The sequence below is a fragment of the Mesorhizobium sp. M0189 genome (assembly GCF_040322135.1).
Taxonomy (GTDB): Bacteria; Pseudomonadota; Alphaproteobacteria; order Rhizobiales; family Rhizobiaceae; genus Mesorhizobium.
In genome coordinates, this window is sequence record NZ_JAMYSW010000004.1 from 100,268 (window position 1) to 125,986 (window position 25,719).

The 25,719-nt window shown below is 62.6% G+C and carries 23 protein-coding genes and 1 tRNA gene; 16 read left to right on the plus strand and 8 right to left on the minus strand.

From position 1 onward, the window contains the following. The first annotated feature begins 255 nt into the window (after nucleotides 1-255). Complete coding sequence (locus NKJ09_RS08870; RefSeq protein ID WP_031193686.1) at nucleotides 256-561, plus strand: hypothetical protein; 306 nt, start codon at nucleotides 256-258, stop codon at nucleotides 559-561. Nucleotides 562-1,846: 1,285 nt separating this feature from the next. Continuing rightward, nucleotides 1,847-2,044, plus strand: a complete 198-nt coding sequence (locus NKJ09_RS08875) for a hypothetical protein (protein WP_031193688.1) — start codon at nucleotides 1,847-1,849, stop codon at nucleotides 2,042-2,044. Between the two features lie 131 nt (nucleotides 2,045-2,175). On the opposite strand, the gene NKJ09_RS08880 is transcribed toward NKJ09_RS08875, so the two are convergent. From NKJ09_RS08880 to NKJ09_RS08890, 3 genes are all read right to left on the minus strand, one after another. Then, complete coding sequence (locus tag NKJ09_RS08880) at nucleotides 2,176-2,379, minus strand: hypothetical protein (protein WP_023718019.1); 204 nt, start codon at nucleotides 2,377-2,379, stop codon at nucleotides 2,176-2,178. Between the two features lie 221 nt (nucleotides 2,380-2,600). Beyond that, nucleotides 2,601-2,676, minus strand: a tRNA-Ala gene (locus tag NKJ09_RS08885). 162 nt (nucleotides 2,677-2,838) lie between these two features. Further along, nucleotides 2,839-3,228 carry a TIGR02300 family protein gene (locus NKJ09_RS08890; RefSeq protein WP_023718020.1) on the minus strand — a complete coding sequence of 130 codons (390 nt, stop codon included), beginning with the start codon at nucleotides 3,226-3,228 and terminating at the stop codon, nucleotides 2,839-2,841. A 194-nt stretch (nucleotides 3,229-3,422) separates the two neighbouring features. Here NKJ09_RS08890 and aroA point away from each other — a divergent pair, with 194 nt between their 5' ends. The 4 genes from aroA to rpsA all read left to right on the plus strand — a co-directional run bounded on the left by aroA (nucleotide 3,423) and on the right by rpsA (nucleotide 7,639). Next, on the plus strand, nucleotides 3,423-4,781 hold the full coding sequence (gene aroA / locus NKJ09_RS08895) for a 3-phosphoshikimate 1-carboxyvinyltransferase (RefSeq protein WP_352483949.1): 1,359 nt from the start codon (nucleotides 3,423-3,425) through the stop codon (nucleotides 4,779-4,781). Beyond that, complete coding sequence (locus tag NKJ09_RS08900; protein WP_352495730.1) at nucleotides 4,778-4,975, plus strand: DUF6881 domain-containing protein; 198 nt, start codon at nucleotides 4,778-4,780, stop codon at nucleotides 4,973-4,975. Before aroA ends, NKJ09_RS08900 begins: the two co-directional genes overlap by 4 nt. A 111-nt stretch (nucleotides 4,976-5,086) precedes the next feature. After that, nucleotides 5,087-5,737, plus strand: coding sequence for a (d)CMP kinase (gene cmk / locus NKJ09_RS08905; protein ID WP_352495729.1), 651 nt, complete (start codon nucleotides 5,087-5,089; stop codon nucleotides 5,735-5,737). Nucleotides 5,738-5,941: 204 nt separating this feature from the next. Further along, on the plus strand, nucleotides 5,942-7,639 hold the full coding sequence (gene rpsA, locus NKJ09_RS08910) for a 30S ribosomal protein S1 (protein WP_352495728.1): 1,698 nt from the start codon (nucleotides 5,942-5,944) through the stop codon (nucleotides 7,637-7,639). A 90-nt stretch (nucleotides 7,640-7,729) separates the two neighbouring features. Here rpsA and NKJ09_RS08915 read toward each other — a convergent pair whose 3' ends face one another. Genes NKJ09_RS08915 through NKJ09_RS08925 form a run of 3 tightly spaced genes read right to left on the minus strand, consistent with a single transcriptional unit; the run spans nucleotide 7,730 to nucleotide 10,920 of the window. Further along, nucleotides 7,730-8,437 (minus strand): SDR family NAD(P)-dependent oxidoreductase, encoded by a 708-nt coding sequence (locus NKJ09_RS08915; RefSeq protein WP_023718023.1) that lies wholly within the window; start codon nucleotides 8,435-8,437, stop codon nucleotides 7,730-7,732. Between the two features lie 57 nt (nucleotides 8,438-8,494). Next, a complete protein-coding gene (locus NKJ09_RS08920) occupies nucleotides 8,495-10,075 on the minus strand; it encodes a 5-guanidino-2-oxopentanoate decarboxylase (RefSeq protein WP_352495727.1) in 1,581 nt (526 codons plus the stop codon). Beyond that, nucleotides 10,072-10,920 carry a dimethylarginine dimethylaminohydrolase family protein gene (locus tag NKJ09_RS08925; protein WP_031193690.1) on the minus strand — a complete coding sequence of 283 codons (849 nt, stop codon included), beginning with the start codon at nucleotides 10,918-10,920 and terminating at the stop codon, nucleotides 10,072-10,074. The genes NKJ09_RS08920 and NKJ09_RS08925 overlap by 4 nt, the downstream gene beginning before the upstream one ends. A 218-nt stretch (nucleotides 10,921-11,138) precedes the next feature. Between NKJ09_RS08925 and NKJ09_RS08930 the strand changes: the two genes are divergently transcribed. The 5 genes from NKJ09_RS08930 to NKJ09_RS08950 all read left to right on the plus strand — a co-directional run bounded on the left by NKJ09_RS08930 (nucleotide 11,139) and on the right by NKJ09_RS08950 (nucleotide 15,500). Then, nucleotides 11,139-11,948 carry an ABC transporter ATP-binding protein gene (locus tag NKJ09_RS08930; protein ID WP_023718026.1) on the plus strand — a complete coding sequence of 270 codons (810 nt, stop codon included), beginning with the start codon at nucleotides 11,139-11,141 and terminating at the stop codon, nucleotides 11,946-11,948. Between the two features lie 54 nt (nucleotides 11,949-12,002). After that, nucleotides 12,003-12,797, plus strand: coding sequence for a transporter substrate-binding domain-containing protein (locus NKJ09_RS08935; protein ID WP_352483947.1), 795 nt, complete (start codon nucleotides 12,003-12,005; stop codon nucleotides 12,795-12,797). A 127-nt stretch (nucleotides 12,798-12,924) separates the two neighbouring features. Further along, nucleotides 12,925-13,656: an ABC transporter permease gene (locus NKJ09_RS08940; protein ID WP_036244431.1), complete on the plus strand. Its 732-nt coding sequence runs from the start codon at nucleotides 12,925-12,927 to the stop codon at nucleotides 13,654-13,656. Further along, nucleotides 13,656-14,465: an ABC transporter permease gene (locus tag NKJ09_RS08945; RefSeq protein WP_352762629.1), complete on the plus strand. Its 810-nt coding sequence runs from the start codon at nucleotides 13,656-13,658 to the stop codon at nucleotides 14,463-14,465. Before NKJ09_RS08940 ends, NKJ09_RS08945 begins: the two co-directional genes overlap by 1 nt. A gap of 33 nt (nucleotides 14,466-14,498) precedes the next feature. Beyond that, a complete protein-coding gene (locus tag NKJ09_RS08950; RefSeq protein WP_352495201.1) occupies nucleotides 14,499-15,500 on the plus strand; it encodes an Ldh family oxidoreductase in 1,002 nt (333 codons plus the stop codon). Nucleotides 15,501-15,557: 57 nt separating this feature from the next. On the opposite strand, the gene NKJ09_RS08955 is transcribed toward NKJ09_RS08950, so the two are convergent. Beyond that, nucleotides 15,558-15,842 (minus strand): hypothetical protein, encoded by a 285-nt coding sequence (locus tag NKJ09_RS08955; RefSeq protein WP_352495202.1) that lies wholly within the window; start codon nucleotides 15,840-15,842, stop codon nucleotides 15,558-15,560. A 227-nt stretch (nucleotides 15,843-16,069) separates the two neighbouring features. Here NKJ09_RS08955 and NKJ09_RS08960 point away from each other — a divergent pair, with 227 nt between their 5' ends. Continuing rightward, nucleotides 16,070-17,044, plus strand: coding sequence for a complex I NDUFA9 subunit family protein (locus NKJ09_RS08960; protein ID WP_352762633.1), 975 nt, complete (start codon nucleotides 16,070-16,072; stop codon nucleotides 17,042-17,044). A gap of 27 nt (nucleotides 17,045-17,071) precedes the next feature. On the opposite strand, the gene NKJ09_RS08965 is transcribed toward NKJ09_RS08960, so the two are convergent. After that, nucleotides 17,072-18,445, minus strand: coding sequence for a cytochrome P450 (locus tag NKJ09_RS08965; RefSeq protein WP_352495204.1), 1,374 nt, complete (start codon nucleotides 18,443-18,445; stop codon nucleotides 17,072-17,074). 184 nt (nucleotides 18,446-18,629) lie between these two features. On the opposite strand from NKJ09_RS08965, the gene NKJ09_RS08970 reads away from it, so the two are divergent. From NKJ09_RS08970 to NKJ09_RS08985, 4 genes are all read left to right on the plus strand, one after another. Further along, nucleotides 18,630-19,199 carry an NADPH-dependent FMN reductase gene (locus NKJ09_RS08970; protein ID WP_023718034.1) on the plus strand — a complete coding sequence of 190 codons (570 nt, stop codon included), beginning with the start codon at nucleotides 18,630-18,632 and terminating at the stop codon, nucleotides 19,197-19,199. A gap of 58 nt (nucleotides 19,200-19,257) precedes the next feature. Then, nucleotides 19,258-21,924 (plus strand): caspase family protein, encoded by a 2,667-nt coding sequence (locus tag NKJ09_RS08975; RefSeq protein ID WP_352495205.1) that lies wholly within the window; start codon nucleotides 19,258-19,260, stop codon nucleotides 21,922-21,924. 146 nt (nucleotides 21,925-22,070) lie between these two features. Then, on the plus strand, nucleotides 22,071-24,542 hold the full coding sequence (gene gyrB, locus NKJ09_RS08980) for a DNA topoisomerase (ATP-hydrolyzing) subunit B (protein ID WP_352762636.1): 2,472 nt from the start codon (nucleotides 22,071-22,073) through the stop codon (nucleotides 24,540-24,542). Between the two features lie 248 nt (nucleotides 24,543-24,790). Further along, nucleotides 24,791-25,708: a hypothetical protein gene (locus NKJ09_RS08985; RefSeq protein WP_023718037.1), complete on the plus strand. Its 918-nt coding sequence runs from the start codon at nucleotides 24,791-24,793 to the stop codon at nucleotides 25,706-25,708. Nucleotides 25,709-25,719 lie beyond the last annotated feature (11 nt).

Consider the following 25,719-nt stretch of genomic DNA (forward strand, 5'->3'; position numbering starts at 1 on the left):
TGAATGTCTTGGTGAAACTGTCCCCTGCGGCCGACACAACTCCCCGCAAGCGCAATAACGCGGCATGCTCGATTTGGTTCCAGACGAAATTGCCGCTATGCGGCAGGAATTTCGCAGCCGCATTCACGAAACGACGAGCAACAAAGATCTATAATGGTTGTATCGATCACTATTTATGCCAAACGGAACATCTCGAAAAAACTCTCGTTGGGTATAGATCGCGATAGAGCGATGCAACTCGATGGAGACACTAAGATGATGAAAATTCTCTCTGCATTCCTACTTGCTATCGGCCTGGCCACATCTGCCATGGCACAATCGATGGGCTCCGGGACCGGTAGCGCCGATGGCAATACCGGCGTCAACACAGGCACTTCCGGCGGCAACATCGGGACCGGCAGCGCAACTACCCCGAACACGATCGATCCGAACGCAACGAACGCCACCACGCCGCAGACAAACGGTATGGAGGACCGCTGCAAGGATACGGCGGGCAGCGATACCGACAACAATACCCCCAGCGGCGCCATGACGTCGGATATGCAGAACTGCAACAAGTAACGGAGTTTTGCTCAGCGGTCATTTCAGCCCGCTGCCTGGTTCAGACCCGGCGCTCGCGGTTCAAACCACAGCCAGAAAAATGCACTGACCGGGCACGGGCTCACTACTTTTGGACCGGCGAGCCCAAGCCGGGCGGCCGACTACACTAGTCTCAGCTAGGTTCCGCGATAGGCGGCGGGCAGCCCGGTAGCGCAAAGAGTGGGGGAGTCATTTCCAAGCAGTTATATGCGACGATGGCTTAGTCCAATTTAATGGACGATTTCGGTTAAGCGCTGCAACTGATAAAACAGTTAGGAAACAGTTGGCACTCTCGCTGAAAACAGCGGCGGAACAGTGTCCGATGCGCACTGAAAACAGTGAAGGAACAGCGACCCGGGCAAGGGAATTTCATGCCTGAAAACAGACCGGAAACAGACGGGACGCGACCCTGGATTCTGGCGCACTATGTCCAGACTCCAATAGCGCGCGACGAATGGGATTCGCGACCAGTACGCGCGCCAGGGGGAGTTAGCTCAAAGAACCTGTATTAGGTGGCAGTTAGATAGTGTCTCAGTTTGAAATTTTGCCGCACGCCGCTCGCCTGTCGCACCGCGCACGGCGCACGACCGGCCGAACCAAAGAAGAGGCGCGCTCCCTTGTTTCGCGCCGTATCCCCATCTAGCCTGCACTACTTTCAGTTGTGGGGATCGGGTATGAAACAGAATCAGGTTGGCACTCGGCGATCATTCGCAGGCAACGCATTGGCCATCGGGCTTTTGATGTCGAGCATATCTCTGGCAGGGTGCACTACAGTTTCGACTAGCGGCGCGGATGGATGGCTTACGAAGCGAACTGCTTACGGGGTTTCCGACGCAATGGCTAAGAAGGGCATGATGCCCGTAGCCGTCGACTGCCGGTTCGATAGAACAGATCCGGACAATGCGGCCTTTGGATCCAAGGTTACGTGGAAACCTGCCCCACCAAACTTCCTCTGGCAGTGGCATGTCGGCTATCCCGATTACGTTGCGACGAAGGAAGCTAGATCACGCGCAATGGGCCTCCATCGCGTGTTTTCGAAAAGGGTTCGTGATCAGGCAACAGGTCAAGTGGTTCAGTGTTCGATCTGGACGAATTGAAGCCGCTCGGCCTCGGCCCAAAAGGGAATCGATTCCGGCTTGGGGGTGACTACCGATAAACGCGATTATCGCTGGCGTCCGTCACAGCTGAAGAGGGAACCGATGGCAGAAGCTCAGCACATCACGAAGATCGTCGACGGCGTGGCAGCCTACGACTCGGAGAAAGCGAAATGAGCCACCAAGCTGCAATAATGCGAGCACTTCTCGTTGGCATCCCTTTCCTGATTCTTATGGCGTTTCTGCTTTGGATGGCAAACCGCTCAAGGATCGTCATGGCAAACGCCGCGAAAGAGATCGCCAAAGAAATTCGGGAAAATACGGCAGCGGTGAAGGCTCTTAGCGAGCGTATCGACAAAATGAAGCGTTAGTCCAAAAGACCGATTTTCATGTGGCGATACCGGGCGCCGTCGAGCCACCGCATCCAATTGGCCGGTATAATTAGCGGTATCCCGGTCGACCGCTGCAGCTGAAAACAGTTGGGGAACAGTAGCTTCGGACCTCAGTCTTGGCTCGGCTTACCAGACATGCGGTTGTCGATATCAGTCAGCTTGGCCAAGATGCCTTCTTGCGCCTGCACCATCGCTTGCTGAACATGGATGAGTTTGAACGTGAGCCAGATAGAAACCCAAAGGCTTGCTGCGAGATAAATCAGCATCGGCATCCAGGAGATGAAGATCCCGAGCAGCGAGTTTTCCGATTCCATATTGCCCCCACATACGATGTTGCCGCGATATCCTTGCCGCCGGGCGTGCATGAACGCAAGCTACTGGCGCCAAGATCGATATCTTGTCCACCGCTGTCAGGCATTGCTGCTTCGGACCTGAAAAATGTTTTGTGCGGTGCGCTGGCGGTGCCCCGGACCTTTCCAAGGCAAGGGCCCCTGAGGGGGTGGAAACTAATTTTCTGAAAACGTGAAAGAACTTTTGGTGGAGCCAATCGGAATCGAACCGACGACCTCTTGAATGCCATTCAAGCGCTCTCCCAACTGAGCTATGGCCCCACTCCGGCAGTTCGCCGGCGCCGTTTCCGGCGAAGAGATCCGGCGCGGGTTGAGACCGCGTCGTTAGTGCAGGCGGCTTCTAACCCCGCCTTCAGTCAATATCAAGCCTTCAAGAACCGCTTTTTCTAGGCAGCGCCGCGAAAGCCGGCGAATGCGGTTCGCTCAGACTTCGTCGTCGTCTTCGCCGACGCCGATCATGTCGGCAACGTCGTCGTCTTCTTCCTCCTCGTCGGCAAGGAACGCGTCATCCTCGTCATCGCCAAGGTCAACGTCGTCCTCGTCATCGCCGAGATCGGGAAGCTCGTCGGCCTTCGCGTCCTCGTCCGCCTCTTCGAGAGAGACGACCTCGACGCCCTCTTCCTCCTCGGCGTCCACTTCCTTCTCGGCAACTTCCTCTTCCTCCTCGAGGGCGGCTATCTTGCCTTCCTCGAAATAGGAGCGCGGATAGCTCTTGCCCGTGTAAGGCGAGACGATCGGGTCCTTGTTCAAGTCATAGAATTTTCGACCCGTCTCCGGGTCGATGCGTTTGGTGCCAAGTTCGGGTTTTGCCACAGCAAGCCTCGTCGATGAAAGTTTGGTCCCCTTAACCAGAGTTTACGGCGCTGTCAAAGCGAAAAGCCGGCGTCCCAAAAAGCTTGAATTCGAAGGCCTTCGTACCAAGGGGATGACCATCTCGATCCGCCATGATAGGAGACCGCGCAAACCACAAGAAAATGGCCGGCCGCCGGCGTTTCCAGGAAAGAACCATGTCGCACACTGCCGCCCCGAAGCAGGCCACCGCCCGAAAATCATCTGGTCTTTCCGGCGCGGCACGGGTGCCGGGCGACAAGTCGATCTCGCACCGTTCCTTCATGTTTGGCGGGCTGGCCTCCGGCGAAACCCGCATCACCGGACTACTGGAAGGCGAGGACGTGATGCGTACGGGCGCTGCCATGAAGGCGATGGGCGCTCATATCGAGAAGCATGGCACTGAGTGGGTGATCCGCGGAACCGGCAATGGCGCGCTGCTGCAACCGGAGTGCCCGCTCGATTTCGGCAATGCCGGCACGGGCTCCCGCCTCACCATGGGCCTGGTCGGCACCTATGACATGGAAACCACCTTCATCGGCGACGCCTCGCTGTCCGGCCGGCCGATGGGCCGCGTGCTCGAACCGCTTCGCCAGATGGGCGTGCAGGTGCTGAAGGCGACACCCGGCGACCGCATGCCGATCACGCTGCGCGGGCCCAAGCACGCCGCGCCGATCACCTACCGCGTGCCGATGGCCTCGGCGCAGGTCAAGTCGGCGGTGCTGCTGGCCGGGCTGAACACGCCGGGCATCACCACGGTCATCGAGCCGGTGATGACGCGCGACCACACCGAAAAGATGCTCAAGGGATTCGGCGCCAATCTGTCGGTCGAGACCGACGAGCGCGGCGTGCGCCACATTTTCATCGAAGGCCAGGGCAAGCTCACCGGCCAGACCATCGCGGTGCCTGGCGACCCCTCCTCGGCCGGCTTTCCTCTGGTGGCCGCGCTGATCGTGCCGGGCTCGGACATCACCATCGAAAACGTGCTGATGAACCCGACGCGCACGGGCCTTCTTTTGACGCTGCAGGAAATGGGCGCCTGGATCGACATAATCGATCCGCGCAACGAAGGCGGCGAGGACGTCGCCGACCTGCGCGTACGCTATTCCGAACTGAAAGGCGTCACCGTGCCGCCCGAACGGGCGCCGACTATGATCGACGAGTATCCGGTGCTTGCCGTGGCGGCGAGCTTTGCCGAGGGCGAAACGCTCATGCTCGGGCTTGAAGAGCTGCGGGTGAAGGAATCCGACCGGCTGTCGGCGGTCGCCAACGGGCTGAAGCTCAACGGCGTCGATTGCAGCGAGGGCGAGGCCACGCTGGCCGTGCGCGGAAAACCTGGCGGCAAGGGCCTCGGCCAACACCCCAACGGACAGGGCACCATCGTCCAGACCCATCTCGACCACCGCATAGCCATGAGTTTTCTGGTTATGGGGCTGGCGACGGAAAAACCCGTGACCATCGATGATCAAGCGATGATCGCGACAAGTTTTCCGGAATTCATGGGCCTGATGAAGGGGCTCGGTGCGGCGATCGAGTGAGATACTTTTACGTTCATTGGAAACATAGCATACCGGAGGAGCCGTCCCATCTCTGGTATGAAGTTGCCGACGACAATTTCCAGAACCGGACTATAGAGTTCTATGCCGATGGCTCCGTGGGTTTTGCCATTCGCGGCGCTGCCCTCGACGGGTCGGAGGATATTGAGATCGGGGGCACCAGAAATTCCGTATAAGGCTTTCCCGATCTCACAGAAATCAACTCCGACAATCAGTTCGAGGCCTCGGAGGTCAACGCGGTTGACTTCGAGCGCCGATGGAGTGAGGCACTTGCATCGAGGTTTCGAATGACGACAGGCTTCACCATCGCCATCGACGGACCTGCAGGCGCTGGAAAGGGCACCCTTGCCCGACGGCTCGCCGATCACTACCGGCTGAACCTGCTCGACACCGGCCTTACCTATCGCGCGGTAGCGCATTCGCTGCTTCGGCTGGGCCTGCCGCTCGACAATGTCTCGGCCGCTGAAACCGCGGCTCGCCAGGTCGATCTGGCAAAACTCGACCGCGCCGTGCTTTCGGCACATGCCGTTGGCGAGGCGGCGTCGAAAGTGGCTGTCATCCCGTCAGTGCGGCGCATACTGGTCGACAAGCAGCGCGACTTTGCAAAAGCCCCGCCGGGCGCGGTGCTCGACGGTCGCGACATCGGCACTGTCGTCTGTCCCGATGCCGACGTAAAACTCTATGTCACGGCCAGTGCCGAGGTGCGGGCAAAGCGGCGGCTGGACGAAATCGAGAGCATCGGCGGCACTGCCAATTTCGATGAAATCCTTGCCGATATCGTGCGTCGCGACGAGCGCGACATGGGCCGCATGGACTCGCCCTTGAAACCGGCAGCCGATGCGCACTTGCTCGACACGTCGGAAATGGCTATAGAAGCCGCGTTTCTGGCAGCTCGGGCGATCATCGATGACGTCCTGGCCAAGAGAAACGAAGCCTGAGCCGGGTTTTCCTGCCGCCGCCGATTGCCGGCGACAAAAAGAATTCCCATATCGGGCATGAACCAGCCTGCCAGCATTCTTCATGCGCCGGAATTGCCGCCCAAAGGCGGCCAGGGCTTTTTGCCCGGAACGCCGGCAGGCCAACGCAACGCTAACCCACGGCGCCCGCCCCGCGATAGATTGCGGGGCATTCCAGGAGAAACTATGTCAGTTGCAAATCCCACTCGCGATGATTTCGCGAGCCTGCTCGAAGAATCATTTTCCGCCGGTCATTCCGGCGAAGGCCAGGTCGTCAAGGGCGTCATCACCGCCATTGAGAAGGACATGGCCATCATCGACGTCGGCCTTAAGGTCGAAGGCCGCGTCCCGCTGAAGGAATTCGGCGTCAAGGGCAAAGACACGACGCTCAAGGTCGGCGACACGGTCGAGGTCTATGTCGAGCGTATCGAGAACGCGCTGGGCGAAGCCATGCTGTCGCGTGAAAAGGCCCGCCGCGAAGAGAGCTGGGTCCGTCTCGAAGAGAAGTTCACCAAGGGCGAACGCGTCGAAGGCGTCATCTTCAACCAGGTCAAGGGCGGCTTCACCGTCGACCTCGACGGTGCCGTAGCCTTCCTGCCGCGCAGCCAGGTCGATATCCGCCCGATCCGCGACGTCTCGCCGCTGATGCATAACCCGCAGCCCTTCGAGATCCTCAAGATGGATCGCCGCCGCGGCAACATCGTGGTGTCGCGCCGCACCGTACTCGAGGAAAGCCGCGCCGAACAGCGTTCGGAAATCGTGCAGAACCTCGAAGAAGGCCAGGTGGTCGAAGGCGTCGTCAAGAACATCACCGACTATGGTGCGTTCGTCGACCTCGGCGGCATCGACGGCCTGCTGCACGTCACCGACATGGCATGGCGCCGCGTCAACCATCCGACCGAAATCCTCAATATCGGCCAGACGGTCAAGGTGCAGATCATCCGCATCAACCAGGAAACCCACCGCATCTCGCTCGGCATGAAGCAGCTCGAGAGCGATCCGTGGTCCGAGATCGGCACCAAGTTCCCGATCGGCAAGAAGATCAAGGGTACCGTTACCAACATCACCGACTACGGCGCATTCGTCGAGCTGGAGCCGGGCATCGAAGGCCTCATCCACGTTTCGGAAATGTCGTGGACCAAGAAGAACGTGCATCCCGGCAAGATCCTGTCGACGACGCAGGAAGTCGACGTGGTGGTGCTCGAAGTCGATCCGGCCAAGCGCCGCATCTCGCTCGGCCTCAAGCAAACGCTGGAGAACCCGTGGGAGGCCTTCGCGCGCAGCCATCCGGTCGGCAGCCAGGTTGAGGGCGAGGTCAAGAACAAGACCGAGTTCGGCCTGTTCATCGGCCTCGAAGGCGATGTCGACGGCATGGTCCACCTTTCCGACCTCGACTGGACCCGTCCGGGCGAGCAGGTGATCGAGGAGTACAATCGCGGCGACATGGTCAAGGCGCAGGTGCTCGACGTCGACATCGACAAGGAGCGCATCTCGCTCGGCATCAAGCAGCTGGCCAAGGACACGGTCGGCGAAGCGGCGACGTCAGGCGAACTGCGCAAGAACGCAGTCGTCACCTGCGAGGTTATCGGCGTGAAGGATGGCGGTCTGGAAGTGCGGCTGGTCGACAGCGGCATCGAGACCTTCATCAAGCGCTCCGACCTCAGCCGTGACCGCGACGAGCAGCGCCCCGAGCGCTTCACTGTCGGCCAGAAGGTCGACGCCCGCGTCATCGCCTTCGACAAGAAGACCCGCAAGCTGCAGGTCTCGATCAAGGCGCTGGAAATCGCCGAAGAGAAGGAAGCGGTCGCCCAGTACGGTTCGACTGACTCCGGCGCTTCGCTGGGCGACATCCTGGGTGCCGCGCTGAAGAAGCAGGGCAGCTAAGCCAACACTGCGCCTCGCGCAGGTTGTAAACGAAACAAAAAGCCCCGCCGGAGCGATCCGGCGGGGCCTTTTTTGCACCCGACCTGAATTTCAGGCCCTGCCGTAAAGCGGCACCAGCGTGCCGCTCATCGCCAGATTGGCCGGCGAAGCGAGGTAGGCAATGGCCTCCGCGGCTGCTTCCAAGCTGACCCATTTGCTGAAATCGGCGCCCGGCATGTCAGCCCGGGTGGCCGGCGTGTCTAGGGTCGAGGGCGCCACGGCGTTGACCAGTATGCCCTTGCCCTTCAGCTCTTCGGCCATCGCCACGGTCATCGCGGCGACCGCCGCCTTGGCGGCAGCGTAAGCCACCTTGCCGGAGCCGCGCCGCGGATCGAGCCCGGCTCGCGCGGTGACATTGACGATGCGGCCCGATACGGAAGATTCCAGCATCGAGCGTATCGCCGCGCGGCAGCACAGGAAGGTGGTGCGGGCGTTGGTGTCCATCATCTCGGCAAAGGAGGCGGGCTCGATCTTCTCGACCGGTGCGGCGGTGAAGCCGCCGGCCAGATGCACCGATGCCCACAAATCCGGAACGCTAGCATAGAAGGCATCGACCTTGGCAGCGTCGGCGAGGTCGACATTGTGCGCCAGCCTGACGCGGTCATGTGCCGGGAAGGGAAAATGGGCAGGCGCGGCAGCGTGGGCATTGGGCACATGGCAAATCGCGCCCTGCTCCAGCAGTTTCCCTACGACCGCGCCGCCAAGCGCCCCGGTGCCGCCGGTCACCACGATATGTCTGCCGTCCAGTGTTTCCGTCATATTCGACCGCTCCGTCGTTGCGCGCCGCCGATGCGGAAGGTCGCGCCTTTCGCGCAATCACTCAACCGAAATCTCGATGACGTAGGGTCGTCCAGCCGCCCGCGCGCGCCGTAGCGCGTCCGCCAAGCCGCCGGCGCCGGAAATCCGCTCGGCGGCAATGCCATAGGCTTCGGCCAATTTGCAGAAATCCGGCGGTGCCGGGGAGACGCCGACCGGCTCGACGCCGACATCGAGCATCGAGGTTTCGATCTCGCGGTAGCCGCGATTGTTCCAGACGGCGAAGATCACCGGCGCCGCCGCGTCGAGCGCGGCGCCCAGTTCCGGCAGGGTGAACTGGAAGCCGCCGTCGCCGGTGAGACAAACGACCGGCGCCTCAGGCCTGGCAAGGGCAGCACCGATCGCCGCCGGCGGGCCATAGCCGAGCGCGCCGAAGCCGGTAGCGGCGTTGAACCAGCCGCCCGGCCGGTCGTGATCGTAATAGAGGTTGGCGGCGTAGACCGGCTGGGTCGAATCGCCGACGATGATCGAGCCAGGCAGCGCATCACGGATCGTCTCGACGGCGCGCAATTGCGCCTGCATAGCTGGGCCAATCTCGGCAAAGGCCGCTTGCCGCGTCGCGGCCGCGAGAGCGGCGCCGTCGCCTGATTGCGCCTGGCCCATGCCGAGTTCGGCATGCAGCGCCTCGAGCGCTGCGCCACAATCGGCCTGGATCGAAATCCGGGCCGGCCGCCTGGTAAGTTGGTCGGCGCCGATGTCGATGCGGATCAGATTGGCGGGCAGGACAAAACCGCCGTCGCCATAGCCGTCATAATCGGTCGGACCGAATTCGGTACCGGCGGCGATGACCAGGTCGGCATCGGCCATCAGCGCACGCACCGCCTTCAGGCTGGGGCTGGCCGGCACGCCAAGCGGATGGCGATAGAGCAGGCCGCGCGCATTGGCGGTCTGGACGACCGGCGCTCCCAACCTCTCGGCCAGGCGCTGCAACGGCGCTTCGGCAGCTTTGGCGCCGCCGCCGGCCAGGATAAGCGGCCGGCGGGCGGCAGCGCAAAGCCTGGCTGCCTCAGCGATCACCGCGGCGCCCGGCTCGGGCGGGGCCGAATTCCGCAGCAGCGCCACGATGCCGGTGGCGGGCATGGTCATGACATCGGTCGGGATCTCGATATGCACTGGCCCCGGACGCGAGGATGAAAAAAGTGCAAAAGCGCGGGCGAGCACGCCGGGCAATTCGCCGGCCTCGGTGACACGGTGCGAAAACAGCGCCACCTTCTCCATCATGCCGCGCTGGTCCGGCAGTTCATGCAGATGGCCAAGGCCCTTGCCCAGCGTCGGCGTGGCGTTGACGCCCGAGATTACCAGCATCGGCACCGAATCGGCGCGCGCCTGGCCCATGGCGGTGATGGTGTTGGTCAGCCCCGGCCCGGTGATGACGAAGGCGACACCCGGCTTGCCGCTGGCGCGCGCATAGCCGTCAGCCATGAAGCCGGCGCCCTGCTCGTGGCGCGGCGTGACGTGACGGATCTTCGACCGCGCAAGCCCGCGGTAGAGCTCGACCGTGTGCACGCCGGGAATGCCGAAGACGGTGTCGACGCCGTGCGCTTCCAGCAAGGTGATGAGCGCTTCGCCGATCGTCGTCATTGTCTTAGCACCGGGCGCGTGAGGCAGGTTGGGCCGCCCTCGCAGGCAATGCACAGCGCATCGGCCTCGAATGTCGAGACCGTACAGCCGGCGGCCTGCATGGCAGCCGCCGTCTTCGGAAAACCGGCAACGGCGATAACCTGGCGCGGCGCGGTCGGCAGGACGTTCAGGCTGAGCCCGCTCGAGGCGAAGAATTCGTCGGCGTCGCCCTCGACCAGGCGAATGCCATGCGCACGCAGCATCTGGTGGAAGGCGACCGGCAGGAGCGGCCCATAGACCAGCGCCAGATCGTCGGCGAGCGGGCTGATCACCGACATCAGATGCAGGCAGGCGTCCTCGCCTTGCCAGAGCGGCAGGTCGAAGCCATAGACCTGGATGCCTTTGGGTGAAAGCAGGTTGGAGAGCTGCTGGATGCCGTGCTGATTGGTGCGTACGCCGCGGCCGACCGCCAGTGTGTTTGCATCCATCCACACGCAGTCGCCGCCCTCGACCTGGCCGGGAGTCTCGATACGGCCGAGGACAGGTATGCCCATGCGCCCATAAGCTGCCTCGTGCAGGCCGGGCTCGGGCCGGCGCAGCGCCTTGCCCATGGCAAGGATGACCGCGCCATGGTCGGTCATCAGCGAGGGATCGTGGGTAAAGACAGAATCGGCAAGCCCGTCATCGGCGTCGCTCAGCCATTCGATCTCGGCGCCTGAGCCGGAAATCAGCCCGGCCAGCGCTTCATGCTGGGCCGCCGCTTTTTGCGGATCGAAGCCGGGACCGTAGTGCCATTCCAGTGCTTCGGCCCGATGCATGGCGCTGGCGGCGGAGCGCATCAGCACGCGCTGCAGCGGCCCGGCCATCGACTGCGACCCGTATGCTTTGCCCACTAAATTCTCCTGAAACGCGCTCCCTCCTGCCAATAGCCACTCGGCAGGCCGTGATCAATGGTCCAAAAACTGCGGTTGACGGAGGCAAGCGGAACGGTCCATCTTGAGAATCGGAACGCTGTCCAGTGACGGGTAATGGGTAATAAATTCCAGCAAGGACTGCCTCGGCTGCTCCGCGGGGCACCGCGACGATGACAGCGCCGGCCACCGCCCTGAAGCATACGGTGCAGAACGGCGCCGCCGAAGCCATCCACGTCGAGAACCTGCACAAGAATTTCGGCAAGCTGCACGTATTGAAGGGCGTTTCGCTGTCGGCGCGCGATGGCGAGGTGATCGCCATCATCGGCGGCAGCGGCTCGGGCAAGTCGACGCTGCTGCGCTGCATCAATTGCCTGGAGAACCCGACCAGCGGCATCATCCGCGTCAATGGCGAAGAGATAAAGCTGAAGGCCGACAGCCACGGCCACACCGTGCCCGCCGACCGCAAGCAGATCGAACGCATCCGCTCCAAGCTCGGCATGGTCTTCCAGAACTTCAATCTTTGGAGCCACATGACGTTGATCGAGAACGTCATCGAGGTTCCCGTGCATGTGCTCGGCGTCAAGCGCGATGTAGCGATCGGCGAGGCGGAAAAGCTGCTCGCCCGCGTCGGCCTGGCCGAAAAACGCGACGTCTACCCCGCCTATCTGTCGGGTGGCCAACAGCAGCGCGCAGCGATAGCCAGGGCGCTGGCCATCAATCCGCGCGTCATGCTGTTCGATGAGCCGACCTCGGCGCTCGACCCGGAGTTGGTCGGCGAAGTGCTGAAGGTGATCGGCGACCTGGCGCGCGAAGGCCGCACCATGGTGCTGGTCACGCATGAGATGAAGTTTGCCCGCGAGGTGGCGACGCATGTCGTCTATCTCCATAACGGGCTGGTCGAGGAAGAAGGGCCGCCGGAACAGATCTTCGGCGCACCAAAATCCGAAAGGCTGAAGCAGTTTCTGCGCAATGTTGGATGACTTGCGAGAAAAGCAGACGGGAACGTCAAAACCAAAAAACGGGAGAACTGAAAAATGAAACCTTTTCTCAAAACGGCGCTCGCGGCCACGCTGATCGCATTGTCGGGCGCATTTTCGGCAAGCGCCGAACAGATCAAGGTGGGTTTTTCGCCGGAAGCCTATCCGCCGTTTTACTCGCAGGATGCTTCCGGCAAGTGGGGTGGCTGGGAAGTCGACATCGTCAACGCCATTTGCGGCGAAGCCAAGCTGGATTGCGCATTGACGCCAGTCCCGTGGGACGGCCTCATCCCGGCGCTTAAAACCAAGAAGATCGATGCGATCATGAATTCGATGTCCATTACCGACGAGCGCAAGAAGGAAATCGACTTCTCCGACAAATACTATAACACGCCGACTGCGGTGATCGGCGCCAAGGATCAGAAATTCGATGCGACGCCAGAGGGGCTGAAAGCCAAGATAGTCGGCGTTCAGGCGTCTACGGTGCACGCCGCCTACGCCAAGAAGCACTTCACCGACGCTGCGGAAATCAAGGAATACCAGACGCAGGACGAGGCAAATCAGGATCTCGCCGCCGGCCGGATCGATGCCACTCAGGCCGATTCGATCGCGCTCGACGCGTTTTTGAAGTCGGACCAAGGCAAGGCGTGCTGCGACCTCAAGGGTTATGTCGCGCCGGACCTTGAAGTGCTCGGGCCGGGCGTCGGCGCCGGCATGCGCCAAGGCGACACCGAGCTCAAGGACAAGATCAATGCTGCCATCAAGGCCATTCGGGCCAATGGCAAATATGCCGAAATCACCAAGAAGTACTTCGATTTCGACATCTACGGCGAAGCGTCGCAGTCCAACTGACGGCAACGGCGTCAAGCCGGGCATGCCTAGCCGCCGTCGTCGCGGTGGGCATGTCCGGCTTGACGCATCATTGGCGCCTCAACCCGCAAGTCCAGGGGGACATAAGCTGAGCGACGTTCTCGCCACCATGTTCGGAGCCAGTTCGCTGGAATTGCTGTCCTTCGAACCGCCGAACGGCAGGGGTCTCAGCCTTCTGCATGGGCTGGCAAACTCCGTCGGAATTGCTTTCGGTTCCTTTGGGGTTGGTCTTTTGATCGGCGTCGGCGGCGCCTATGGCAAGCTCTATGGCGGGCCGGTGGTCCGTGACCTGCTGGAAGTTTACACCACAGTGGTCCGCGCCGTGCCCGAGTTGGTGCTGATCCTGCTGCTTTATTTCGCTGGTACCGACCTCATCAACCAGTTGCTTACTGCGCTCGGCTATGCCGCGATCGACATCAACGGGGTTGTCGCCGGCATAGGCGTGCTCGGGGTCGTGCAGGGCGCCTACTCCACCGAAGTCTTGCGCGGCGCAATCCGCGCCGTTCCGCAAGGCCAGATCGAAGCCGCGCGGGCCTATGGAATGCCTCCCGGCCTGCTTCTCAGGCGTATAACGCTGCCGGCGATGCTGCCCTTCGCCATTCCGGGGCTGGCAAATTTGTGGCTGATCGCCACCAAGGACACCGCGCTTCTCGCGATCGTCGGCGTCAATGAACTGACCCAAACCACACGGACGGCAGCCGGCGCGACGAAGGCTTATTTCACCTTCTTCATGGCGGCGGGCGCGCTTTATCTCGTTCTGACCCTCGTCTCCAACGTCGTCATCGGGCGGGTTGAGCGCTGGGCGCGACGCGGCATGCCGTCGATCGCGGGATCGCACTGATGGCGACCGAAACCCCGGTCATTGACGCCGTCGCACGAGCCTCGCTCTGGATGCAGCCACACCGCATAGCTCTGATCCTGATCGCGCTGGTTGTCGTACTGGCATCGATTTTCCTCATGCGCTGGGATTGGCTTCCCACCTATCTGCCGCTGGCTTTGCAAGGCATATGGCGGACCATCTGGCTGCTTGTGGTAACGTCGGCTCTGGGCATCGCGCTCGCCATCCCCCTCGGCCTGGCGCAGGTGATCGGCCCGCCGATCTTGAGCGTGCCGGCCAAGGTGTTCTGCACGATTGTTCGCGGCACGCCGCTGCTGCTCCAGCTCTGGCTGCTCTACTACGGACTGGGTTCGCTGTTTCCGCAATTTCCGTGGATACGCGAGTCGTTCCTCTGGCCCATTCTAAGGCAGGCATGGCCCTACGCCGTTCTTTCTCTGACGATCGCGTATGCCGGCTATGAAGTTGAAGTGATGCGTGGCGCCTTCGCCGGTGTACCGCACGGCCAACTCGAGGCGGCCCGCGCTTTCGGCATGAGCCGTTGGAAAATCTTCGGGCGAATATGGCTCCCGCAGGCGATCAGCCGGGCGCTGCCGACGCTGGCGGGTGAAACCGTTCTCCAGCTGAAAGCAACACCGCTGGTGGCAACGATAACCATGGTCGACATCTATGCCGTAGCCTCGCGGGTGCGCCAGGATCTCTTCGTCACCTACGAACCCTTGCTGCTTCTGGCGTTGGTCTATATGTCCATCACCGGTATCCTGGTGTTCGGCTTCCGCCGGCTCGAGGCACGGATCCCGAGCAAGCTAGGCTAAAGCTGTTAAAGTCGCGAATTCAGGGCAGCTACCATGCAACTCAGTCTCGACCAGGCGACAGGGCTGTGCCGGATGGCCGCACTTGGCGCCGGCGCCAACGAAGAGGCGGCGCAGTCGCTGGCTGCCTCGATCGTCGCGGCCGAGGCTGAAGGACTATCGACCGTCGGGCTGTCGCATTTCATTGATTATCTCGAAGCGCTGGAAGCCGGCCGTATCGACGGCAATGCCGATCCTGTCATCACCAGGCCAGCGCTCGCGGTTTATCTCTCCGATGCCCGCGGCGGACTGGCGCATACCGGTTTCGACCGCACGATCGATGACCTCGCCAAGGCGGCGCGGCTGTTCGGCGTTGCCATCTTTTCGCAGAAGAATGCCTATACGTGCGGCGCGCTCGGCTATTTCACCGGACGGCTGGCCTCGCAGGGATTGGTATCGTTCGCCGCGACCAACGGCCCGGCCGTGCTTGCCGGCTCGGGCTCGGTCAAGCCGGTCTACTGCACCAACCCGATGTCCTTTGCCGCACCGGCCGCGGACGGGGCGCCGCTGGTCATCGACCAGTCGTCGAGCGCCACCGCCTTCGTCAACATCCGCAAGGCGGCCGAGGACGGCAAGAAGATCCCCGAAGGCTGGGCACTGGACGCCAGCGGCAATCCAACCACGGACCCGGCAGCCGCCATGAAAGGCGCCATGCTTGCCTTCGGCGGCCAGCGCGGCGCCAACATCGCGCTGATGGTCGAGGTGCTGGCTGCCGGCCTGTCGGGCGCCAACTGGTCGCTCGATGCGCCATGGTTCGACGGCGGGCAGGACAGTCCGGGGACCGGCCTGTTCGTGCTCGCCGTCGAGCCCAAGCTGCTCGATCCGGACTTCGACAAACGGATGAAGGACCAGCTCGACCGGTTGCGGCGGCGCTATGGCGTGCATGTGCCGGGGCGTGCCCGGGCCGAGGCCGCGGAGAAGTCGGCGGCGCGCGGCCTAAGCGCGCCGAAAGCTGTGGTGCAACGCATTTCCGAATTCGCCGCGCGCTATTCGTCCTGAAGAAATTCGTTTGTCCGATGAGCGGCTGAGGAGGCCGGCCGATCCGGCAGCGCGAGCCTACTTCCCGCAATAATGATCGTTGATGACGTTCGCCGCATTCGCGTCCGGTCCTACCCTGTTGTAGGAGCAGGGTTCGGCGGCTGTCGTGAACAGGTGGTTGTCATAGTAGCGCGGGCCACCGAACAGGAACTCGATGATGTCGCCGTTGGCGGGAACATAGCGTTCGGGTTGAGCTTGGGGTGATGCCGGTTTCCGGCGAATGCCGAGGCGCCAATGCTGCAGCCTGCTGCTAATGCCAGAGCGAAGATCGCAACGCGTTTTGTCATTGGCAATATCCTTCATTCGGAATCAAACCATACATCTAAAATCGCCGACCGAACAAAGGTTCCTGTTTCGAATGGAGTTACCGCAAAGCCGGGCCTCGGCGGAGTTTTCTGCCGTTTCGAGCGGATCCGGAAAATCATGCTTCAACAATGCCGGGCGACCTATGGTCGCCCTTTGCCTTTGGCGCGAAACGGACTATGAAACGGCTTCAACCAAGCCATCTGGATAGCCCGCCGGAGCCAGCCATGACCGAAATCCTGCAGACCCCAAAGCTCGTCGTCGTGTTCGGCGGCTCCGGCTTTGTCGGTCGTCATGTCGTGCGGGCGCTGGCCAGGCGCGGCTACCGCATCCGGGTCGCCTGCCGTCGGCCCGATCTCGCCGGCCACCTGCAGCCGCTCGGCAATGTCGGGCAGATCCAGCCGGTGCAGGCCAATGTCCGGGTGCGCTGGTCGGTCGACCGCGCCGTGCAAGGCGCGGACCATGTCGTCAATCTGGTGGCGATCGCGCATGAGGCCGGCCGGCAGAAATTCACTGCCGTCCACGAGTTCGGCGCGCGCGCTGTCGCTGAAGCGGCGCGCGCCGTCGGCGCCGGCCTCACCCACATCTCGGCTCTGGGCGCGGATCTCCACGCACAATCGGACTATGCGCGCACCAAGGCGCTTGGCGAAAAGGCCGTTCTTGAGACGGTCCAGGACGCTGTGATCCTGCGGCCATCGATCAATTTCGGGCCGGAGGACGGTTTCTTCAACCGCTTTGCCAACATGGCCCGCTTTTCCCCAGTCCTGCCGCTGATCGGCGGCGGTCAGGCGAAATTCCAGCCGGTCTATGTCGGCGACGTCGCCGAAGCGGTGGCGCACTCGGTCGACGGCAAGGTCCAGGGCGGCCATATCTATGAGCTCGGCGGGCCGCAGGTGCTCACTTTCAAGGAATGCATGCAAGAATTGCTTGTTATCATCGAACGCAAGCGGTTTTTGCTGCCTATGCCGTGGTGGCTGGCGAACCTCCAGGCATCAATTCTCGGGCTGATGCCCAATCCGTTGTTGACCAAGGACCAGGTCCTGCTGTTGCGCCAGCACAATGTCGTGTCGGATGCCGCCGTCAAGGACAACAGGACGCTCGCCGGCCTCGGAATCCAGCCACGGTCGATCGGAACCATCCTGCCCAGCTATCTCTGGCGCTACCGCGCCGCGGGCCAGTTCCAACGCAAGTCCGCCGCATAATACCGGCGCGAATGGACGTTCAGCCGCTTACGAGGCGCGCCGGGTGACTTGCATCGGCAGCCCGCCTTGCGGTTGCGTCGTCAGCTTCTGCACCGGCCAGGGGCGGGTCTCCGCGGTGGTGTCGAAACGGTAGCGCGACAGCATGATCGCCAACGCAATGATCGCCTCCTGCATGGCGAAGCTGGCACCGATGCAGACGCGGGGGCCGGCGCCGAACGGCAAATACTGGAAACGGTCGATCTTTTCGCGATTCCCCGGATGAAAGCGCTCCGGCATGAAAGCGTCCGGCCGGTCCCATAATTTCCTGTGGCGATGGACGACCCACGGCATCACCAGCACCGCGGCGCGTCGCGGTATATAGAGGCCGTTCCAGGTTTCGGGTTCGATCGGTTCGCGGTTGATCGAGGGCGCCGGCGGATAGAGCCTGAGCGCCTCGTCGAAGGCGGCACGGGTCAGCGGCATGGCGTCGAGCCATTTCGTCGGGTCGGGCTCACGCGCCAGCACAGCATCGATCTCGTGCTCGATCTTTTCGCGCTCCGATGGCGCTTCGGCGAGACAGTAGAGCGTCCAGCCGAGCGCCCTGGCTGTAGTCTCGTGGCCGGCGCCGATGAAGGTGATGATGTTGTCCTCGACCTCGGCCCGGGTCAGCCCGCCCGGTCCTTCCGCCTTCAACAGCAGCGTGAGAAAATCCTGCGGCACCGTGTCCGGAGCGCGCCTCAGCCGCGCCTCGCGCATCTGCACCGTGTCGGTGACGATCTTGCGGAAGTAGGCCATGGTCTTGCGGCCGCGGATGCGGGTCAGGCGCGGCAGCCAATCGGGCGCACGCAAAAGGTCGAGCGGATCGACCCGGCCCATCGTCTCGAACAGGCGGTCGATCTCCTTGGCGAAGCTGCCCGGCTCGCCCGATATCTCGCCCGAAAACAGCGTCTCAGCCAGGATGTCGAAGGTGAGCAGCGTCATGTCGTGGGCGATATCCGACGTGCCACCTTGCTCGTAACGGGTGACGAATTCGAGCGTGCGTTTCAGCATCGGCTCGGCGAAGCCGAAAATGTGACGCGGCGTGAATACCGGCGCCATCGCCTTGCGCGAACGCCGCCACACCTCGCCTTCGGCGGTCAGCAGCCCGTCGCGCAGGATCGGCCGCAGGATCTTCTGGCGCACCGTCGCCATCTTGTAGTTCTTGGCGTTGTCGACCAGCACATGGCGGATGAGGCCGGGATCGTTGGCGATGACCAGCGGCCCACCGACGCCGTTCACCGAAATCCAGGGCTCGTTGTAGGTCGCCTCGCCCCACAGTTCGAGCGGATTGCGATAGACGATGCGGATCATCTCCAGCGTCGAAGGCGGCGCGGTGCGCGGCTTCGGCGCCGGCGGGACGAAGGGGACGGGCTGACTGTCCATGGCTTGCTCCGCTGACCCCTCAATGTAGTGGCTGGCAAGGCAAGCGTCCATGTGGCCGGACGACAAGGCGAAGCATCCGCTCTCTGGAATGTGACCGGGGCACCGGAAAGTGCCTGCTTGCTGTGTCCGGCTGTGTGTCTTAGGTGGCAGCACCACAGATGCCACTAACCGGCGGGAGCCTGCCTTGAAGCACCAGTTGAACGTCATCATCGGCAGCACGCGGCCGGGCCGCGCCGGACCCGTTTTCGCAAGGTGGTTGGAAAGTTTTGCGCGCGAACACGGCAAATTCGAGCCATTGCTCACCGATATCGCCGCCTTCAACCTGCCGGTGCTGGACGAGCCGCATCATCCTAGACTCGGCAGATACGAAAACAGCCACACGAAAGCCTGGTCGAAAGCAATCGACGCCGCCGACGCGTTCGTCTTCGTAGCGCCGGAATACAATTATTTCGCAGCCCCCGCGATCGTCAACGCGGTCGACTACCTGCTCAGGGAATGGCGATACAAGCCGGCCGCCATCCTCAGCTACGGCGGTGTCTCCGGTGGCTTACGAGCGGCGCAGGCGGTCAAACCGTTGCTGACCGCGGTCGGCGTCATGCCGATTCCGGAAGGCGTGGCGCTCCCGATGTACCAGAAGCTGCTCGACGAGACCGGCGCCTTCCTGCCCAGCGAGCAGGTGCTCGGCGGAGCCAAGACCATGCTGGACGAGCTGTCCCGCTGGAGCGAAGCGCTGAGGCCGATGCGCGCCAGCTAACAACGCGAACGGCCGGGCTTGCCGATGCCATAACTTGCTCATGCCATAAAGAGATGGAATGCTCCGGGAAATGACCGGGCCGGGGCGGTTCGATTTGCGTCTTCTGTTTGCTTTGCTGCTGATCCTCTCGACGGCCTCCGGTGCCATGGCGGAGCGGCGCGTTGCGCTGGTCATCGCCGAGAACGACTACCGGCTGATCCGGCCGCTCGCCAATCCCGTCAATGACGGCGAGGTCATGGAAACGGTGCTGAGGAAGCTCGGTTTCGAGGTCTTCCTCGAAACCAACCGCGACCTGCGGCGCATGCGCCGGGCGCTCGACGATTTCCGCGAGGATGCTAAAGGCGCCGACGTGGCACTGGTGTTCTTCTCCGGCCACGGCGTCGAGATCGCCGGCGAGAATCGGCTCCTGCCGGTGGATGCAGACGCGTCGTCGCTCGCTACGCTGGAAGGGACCAGCCTGCCGCTGGAGGAGATCCGCGCGGCCGTCGCCGCCACCAGCAAGGTCGGACTGATCGTGCTCGATGCCTGCCGCAGCGATCTGTTTGCTGCCACGGGCGGCGAAGGCCGCGGCGCAACGGCGCTGGTAAAAGAGGTCAGCGACAAGGTCCGGCCGGGTCTTGGCCGCATCGGGCGGGCAGAAAACATCCTGTTTGCCTTCTCGGCGGCGCCCGGCGAGACCGCCTCGGATGGGACCGGCCAGAATTCGCCGTTCACCGCGGCGCTGACGAAATACCTCGGCACCGAGGGTCTTGAGATCCGCTCCGTGCTGACGCTCGTGCAGCAGGAGGTCTACGATCTCTCGCGCGGCAGGCAATTGCCCTATGTCGAGAGCGGCCTGCCGCAGTTGTTCTTTGCCACGACAGCCAAGGAGAAACTGCCGGAGCGCGAACGCTTGTTGCTGGCCATGGCCGAGGTGACGCCCGCGATGCGTGGCGAGGTGGAAAAGATCGCCAGCGACGCCGACATGCCGCTGGCACCGCTCTATGGCGCGTTGATCAGTTCCGATGCCGGCCGCCTCTCCGCGGACAGTCTGAACGCCAGGCTGCGTGAGGCAGCCGACGCCTTCGTCAAGGTGCGGAGCGAAATGCGGACGCTTTCCTCCGACGATCTCAGAGTGGCAGCGTTGCGCCGGCAGGCGGAAGAGCAGCTTTCGCTGGGAGCGTTCGATGCCGCGCGGAAAAAGCTTGCCGAAGCAGCCGAGATCGACAATATCTCGCGCAACGCGCTGAAGGCCAATTTCGTCAGTCGCACGCTTTCCGAAGCCGCGACGCGCTATTTGTCCGGCGGGGCAGCGCGCGCCGACCTCGACTACGCCACAGCCATCAAGGATTATGAATCCGTGCTCACGCTTTATGGCGAAGCCGGACAGGTGGTGCTGTCGCTCGACGACGCCGACCGCTTGATCCGCACGCTGGACGAGCTCGGCAAGCTCTATACCACGGTCGGCAACATCGATGCTGCTGGCCGCGCCTTCGAGGCGCTGCAAGCCGATCTCGAGCGGCGGTCGCGCCACGAAACCGATCCCAACGTGAAGCGCGACTTCGCCGTCAGCCACGTCAAGCTCGGCAACGTGCGGATGGCGCAAGGCAATCTGCCGGCAGCGCTGCAAAACTATGAAACGGCCAAGACCATTCTGCAGGACCTGACCGAGGCAGAGCCGGACAATCTGGAGTGGTTCGGCGACCTCGCTATGACCGACGACAAGATCGGTAACGTGCTGGCGACGCAAGGTGATCTGGCCGGCGCCGCACAGGTCTATCAGGAAAGCCTGTCGATCAAGAAACAGCTCGCTGCCGGCGAGCCCGACCGTGCCGAACTGCAGCGCGACCTGACCATCACCTATGATGAGATCGGCCACCTTGCCCATGTCGCAGGTCAACTGGACAACGCACAGGCGGCCTATCAAGAGAGCCTGAAGGTGCGGCTGGCGCTGGCGGCGGACAGACCGGGAGACGCCGATCGGCAGCGTGACGTCTCGGTCAGCCACGATACGATAGGCGACCTGCTGCGCGAACGCGGCGACGCCGCTGGGGCGCTGACGGCCTACAAGGAAGGCCTGGCGATCGTCAAGCAACTGGCGAAACGCGATCCGGACGACACCGAGCTGAAACGCGACCTGTCCGTCGGCAACGCCAAGGTCGGCAACGCGCTGAGCGACCAGCAGAATTGGCCGGCGGCACTTTCGGCTTATCGTCAGGCATTCTCGCAAGCCAGCGCGCTCGCCGCCGGCGACCCGAACAACACCGATTGGCAGCGCGACCTGTCCGTGTGCCTCGAGAAGGTCGCCGGCGTCCTGGCGATACAGGGCGACCACAAAGGCGCACTGAAAGCCTATCTGGACAGCTACGCGATTGCGGAGAGGCTGGCGAAGCTCGATTCCGCCAATTCCGACTGGCAGCGGGACTTGTCGATAACGCTGTCCGAAGTCGCCACGCTCCGCCTCAGGCAGCGCGACGTCAGGGGAGCCCGGCAAGCCCTTCAGGACAGCCTTGCCATTCGCGAGAAACTTGCCCAGTCAGATCCGGACAACGCCACCTGGCAGCGCGACCTGGTGGTTGCCTATATCGACTACGCCCAAGTCGCAAAGGACCCGAAAGCCGTCCTTTCCAAGGCACTCGACATGACGCTGGAGCTCGACCGGACCGGTCGGCTGGCGCCGCGATACAAGTTCATGATCAAGTTTTTGCGTGAGCGGCTGGCCAGGATCGAAGCCAGGCGCCGGTAGCGGGTTCACGCGACGGTCATTCCGTTCGGAAATGCCTGCAAACCTTGGAAAAACCGCCTTTTGCGCCTATATCTACGACATTAGGAATGCGCGATTCGACGCCGATTTTTCGCGCTCTGCACACGGCACCAATCAGACAGGTTTTCATGAGCGACCACACCGACATCGCCAACGGCGTTGAAGCCGAATACGGCGCCGATTCCATCAAGGTTTTGAAGGGCTTGGACGCCGTTCGCAAGCGGCCGGGCATGTATATCGGCGACACCGACGACGGCTCGGGCCTGCACCACATGGTTTATGAGGTGGTCGACAACGCCATCGACGAAGCACTGGCGGGCCATGCCGACCTGGTGACGGTGACGCTCAATCCGGACGGCTCGGTGACGGTCATCGACAATGGCCGCGGCATTCCGACCGATATCCACACCGGCGAAGGCATTTCGGCGGCCGAAGTGATCATGACGCAGCTGCATGCCGGCGGCAAGTTCGACCAGAACTCCTACAAGGTGTCGGGCGGCCTGCACGGCGTCGGCGTGTCGGTCGTCAACGCACTGTCGGCCTGGCTGAAACTGAAGATCCGTCGCAACGGCCAGATCTACGAGATGAGCTTCACGCATGGCGATGCCGACGCGCCGCTGCGCATCACCGGCAGTTATGAACAAGACAAGGTCCCCGGCACCTATGAAGGGCGCAGCGGCAGCGAAATCACGTTCTTGCCGTCGTCCGAGACCTTCACCATGGTCGAGTTCGACTATGGTACGCTGGAGCACCGGCTGCGCGAGCTCGCCTTCCTGAACTCCGGCGTGCGCATCGTTTTGACCGATGCCCGCCATGCCGACATCGTGCGCCATGAACTGCACTATGATGGCGGGCTGGAAGAGTTCGTCCGATATCTCGACCGAACGAAGAAGCCGTTGCTCGACAAGCCGATTTCGATCCGCGCCGAGCGCGACGGCATCACCGTCGAAGTCGCCATGTGGTGGAACGACAGCTACCACGAGAACGTGCTGGCCTTCACCAACAACATCCCGCAACGTGACGGCGGCACGCATCTCGCCGGTTTCCGGGGTGCGCTGACACGCCAGATAACCGGCTATGGCGACTCCTCGGGCCTGACCAAGAAGGAAAAAGTGGCGCTGATCGGCGACGATTGCCGCGAAGGCCTGACCGCGGTGCTGTCGGTCAAGGTTCCCGACCCGAAATTCTCCTCGCAGACCAAGGACAAGCTGGTGTCGTCCGAGGTTCGCCCGGTGGTCGAAGGGCTCGTCAACGAGGCGCTCGGCACCTGGCTCGAGGAGCACCCGACCGAGGGCAAGGCGGTCATCGAGAAGGTCATCCAGGCCGCTGCCGCGCGTGAAGCCGCGCGCAAGGCACGCGACATCACCCGCAAGAGCTCGCTCGGCGTCACCTCGCTGCCCGGCAAGCTGGCCGATTGCCAGGAGCGCGATCCGGCGAAATCCGAGATCTTCATCGTCGAGGGCGACAGCGCCGGCGGCTCGGCCAAGGGCGGCCGTTCGCGCCAGAACCAGGCCATTCTTCCGCTGCGCGGCAAGATCCTCAATGTCGAGCGCGCCCGCTTCGACCGCATGCTCGGCTCCGACATGATCGGCACGCTGATCACTGCGCTCGGCACCTCGATCGGCAAGGACGAGTTCAATGCCGACAAGCTGCGCTACCACAAGATTATCCTGATGACCGACGCCGATGTCGATGGCGCCCATATCCGCACCTTGCTGCTGACCTTCTTCTTCCGCCAGATGCCGGAACTGATCGAACGCGGTCATCTCTATATCGCGCAGCCGCCGCTCTATAAGGTGACACGAGGGAAGAGCTCGCAATATATCAAGGATGAAGCCGCCTTCGAGGAATTCCTGATCGGCTCGGGGCTGGAAGAAGCGTCGCTTGCGCTCAGCACGGGCGAGGTGCGGGCCGGACAGGATCTGCGCAGCGCCATCGACGATGCCCTGGCTGTCCGCCAACTCATCAACGGATTGCATACGCGCTATAACAGAGGCGTGGTGGAGCAGGCAGCGATTGCCGGCGCGCTCAACCCCGAAATCTTCACCGACCTCGGTCGCGCCAACGAGATGGCCGAGCGCGTTGCCCGCCGTCTCGACATTATCGCCGAGGACACCGAGCGCGGCTGGACAGGCCGCATGTCGACCTCCAACGAGGGCGTCGGCGGCTATGTATTCGAGCGCACGGTGCGCAGCGTCAAGGAGTTCGCGCATCTCGACCTGGCGCTGATCAATTCCGCCGACGCACGCCAGCTCGACCGCTATGCGCCGCGCCTGGCAGAAATCTATGGCGAGCCGCCGGTGCTGCGCCGCAAGGATGTCTCCGAAACAATTTCGGGGCCGCTGGCACTGCTCAATGCCGTGTTTGCCACCGGCCGCAAGGGTCTGACCATGCAGCGCTACAAGGGCCTTGGCGAAATGAACGCCGAGCAGCTCTGGGAAACGACGCTCGACCCGAATGTGCGCTCGCTCTTACAGGTCAAGGTCAATGACGCGTCTGACGCGGACTCACTGTTTTCGCGACTGATGGGCGACGAGGTTGAGCCAAGGCGCGAATTCATCCAGGAAAACGCGCTGTCGGTCGCCAATCTGGACATCTGAGCCGCCATCCAGAATACCCAGCCTGCAGGCATGAAGTGCATTGGTGCATCTTGGCGCACCGACGCCGACTGCTGCACCGCAACAAAGATCACCGAGGATCTCCCGGAACGGAAAGTCTTTCAAGGCATTGTAGTTGATCACAATCGCCGCAGGAGGCATTCATGGGACGTGGCATTTTGCTCTGGCTTCTCGGAGTCCCGATTCCGATCATTATTCTGATTCTGCTTTTTGCAAGGTAGGAGGCTTCCATGCCGTCCACCCTAACGACTACCGAGGTTTCCGCACCGACGGAATCCTCATCCCCCGCCGTCAGTTGGGGACCAATCGTCGCCGGCGCCTTTGCTGCGTCGACGCTTACCTTCATCTTGATGCTGCTCGGCTCCGGGCTTGGACTTAGCATGGTGTCGCCATGGTCCGGCTCGGGTGCGTCAGTCACAACTTTCGCCGTTTCCACCGCCGTCTGGCTGATCGTCGTGCAGTGGCTGTCGTCGGCCCTCGGCGGCTACCTCGCCGGACGCCTGCGCACCAAATGGGTCGGCATCCACACCGATGAAGTCTTCTTCCGCGATACCGCTCACGGCTTCCTGGCCTGGGCGCTGGCGACGCTGCTCGTCGCCGGCGTGCTCGGCACGGCGCTTTCGGCCGCGATAGGTACCGGTGTCCAGGCCGCTTCGACTGTGGCATCCGGCGCGGCAATGGGCGCTTCGGCAGGTGCTGCTGCAAACGCTGGTGGCGCCTCGACTGACAACGCCACATCGTATTTCGTCGATACGCTGTTCCGCCCGGCCGATCCGGCAAGGCTCGCTGCCGCCAATCCGGAGAGCGACGCCGCGGCAACGGCGCAGGCATCGCGCATTCTGATCGCGAGTGCCGCAGCAGGCGAAATATCGGCCGACGACAAGACCTATCTGTCGCGGCTGGTGGCCGCCCGCACAGGCCTGTCCGAAGCCGATGCCACCGCTCGCGTCGATGCGGTAATCGCCAAAGCGCAGGAGGCCAAGGTCAAGGCCCAGCAGGCGGCCGACACCGCCAGAAAGGCAGGCGCCACCTTCTCACTGATTGGCGCGCTGTCGCTGGTCGTCGGGGCTTTCATTGCCAGTGCGGCTGCAGCACTTGGCGGCAGGCAGCGCGACGACGAGGAAGCGATTTTCCTGACCAATCGTTGATCGGCGCCTAA

Bases quoted from the DNA above. Each gene is read 5' to 3' on its own strand.
- NKJ09_RS08870 (WP_031193686.1), top strand. From the start codon at position 256: ATGATGAAAATTCTCTCTGCATTCCTACTTGCTATCGGCCTGGCCACA.
- NKJ09_RS08875 (WP_031193688.1), top strand. From the start codon at position 1,847: ATGAGCCACCAAGCTGCAATAATGCGAGCACTTCTCGTTGGCATCCCT.
- NKJ09_RS08880 (WP_023718019.1), bottom strand. From the start codon at position 2,379: ATGGAATCGGAAAACTCGCTGCTCGGGATCTTCATCTCCTGGATGCCG.
- aroA (WP_352483949.1), top strand. From the start codon at position 3,423: ATGTCGCACACTGCCGCCCCGAAGCAGGCCACCGCCCGAAAATCATCT.
- cmk (WP_352495729.1), top strand. From the start codon at position 5,087: ATGACGACAGGCTTCACCATCGCCATCGACGGACCTGCAGGCGCTGGA.
- rpsA (WP_352495728.1), top strand. From the start codon at position 5,942: ATGTCAGTTGCAAATCCCACTCGCGATGATTTCGCGAGCCTGCTCGAA.
- NKJ09_RS08915 (WP_023718023.1), bottom strand. From the start codon at position 8,437: ATGACGGAAACACTGGACGGCAGACATATCGTGGTGACCGGCGGCACC.
- NKJ09_RS08920 (WP_352495727.1), bottom strand. From the start codon at position 10,075: ATGACGACGATCGGCGAAGCGCTCATCACCTTGCTGGAAGCGCACGGC.
- NKJ09_RS08925 (WP_031193690.1), bottom strand. From the start codon at position 10,920: ATGGCCGGGCCGCTGCAGCGCGTGCTGATGCGCTCCGCCGCCAGCGCC.
- NKJ09_RS08930 (WP_023718026.1), top strand. From the start codon at position 11,139: ATGACAGCGCCGGCCACCGCCCTGAAGCATACGGTGCAGAACGGCGCC.
- NKJ09_RS08935 (WP_352483947.1), top strand. From the start codon at position 12,003: ATGAAACCTTTTCTCAAAACGGCGCTCGCGGCCACGCTGATCGCATTG.
- NKJ09_RS08940 (WP_036244431.1), top strand. From the start codon at position 12,925: ATGTTCGGAGCCAGTTCGCTGGAATTGCTGTCCTTCGAACCGCCGAAC.
- NKJ09_RS08945 (WP_352762629.1), top strand. From the start codon at position 13,656: ATGGCGACCGAAACCCCGGTCATTGACGCCGTCGCACGAGCCTCGCTC.
- NKJ09_RS08950 (WP_352495201.1), top strand. From the start codon at position 14,499: ATGCAACTCAGTCTCGACCAGGCGACAGGGCTGTGCCGGATGGCCGCA.
- NKJ09_RS08955 (WP_352495202.1), bottom strand. From the start codon at position 15,842: ATGAAGGATATTGCCAATGACAAAACGCGTTGCGATCTTCGCTCTGGC.
- NKJ09_RS08960 (WP_352762633.1), top strand. From the start codon at position 16,070: ATGACCGAAATCCTGCAGACCCCAAAGCTCGTCGTCGTGTTCGGCGGC.
- NKJ09_RS08965 (WP_352495204.1), bottom strand. From the start codon at position 18,445: ATGGACAGTCAGCCCGTCCCCTTCGTCCCGCCGGCGCCGAAGCCGCGC.
- NKJ09_RS08975 (WP_352495205.1), top strand. From the start codon at position 19,258: ATGCTCCGGGAAATGACCGGGCCGGGGCGGTTCGATTTGCGTCTTCTG.
- gyrB (WP_352762636.1), top strand. From the start codon at position 22,071: ATGAGCGACCACACCGACATCGCCAACGGCGTTGAAGCCGAATACGGC.
- NKJ09_RS08985 (WP_023718037.1), top strand. From the start codon at position 24,791: ATGCCGTCCACCCTAACGACTACCGAGGTTTCCGCACCGACGGAATCC.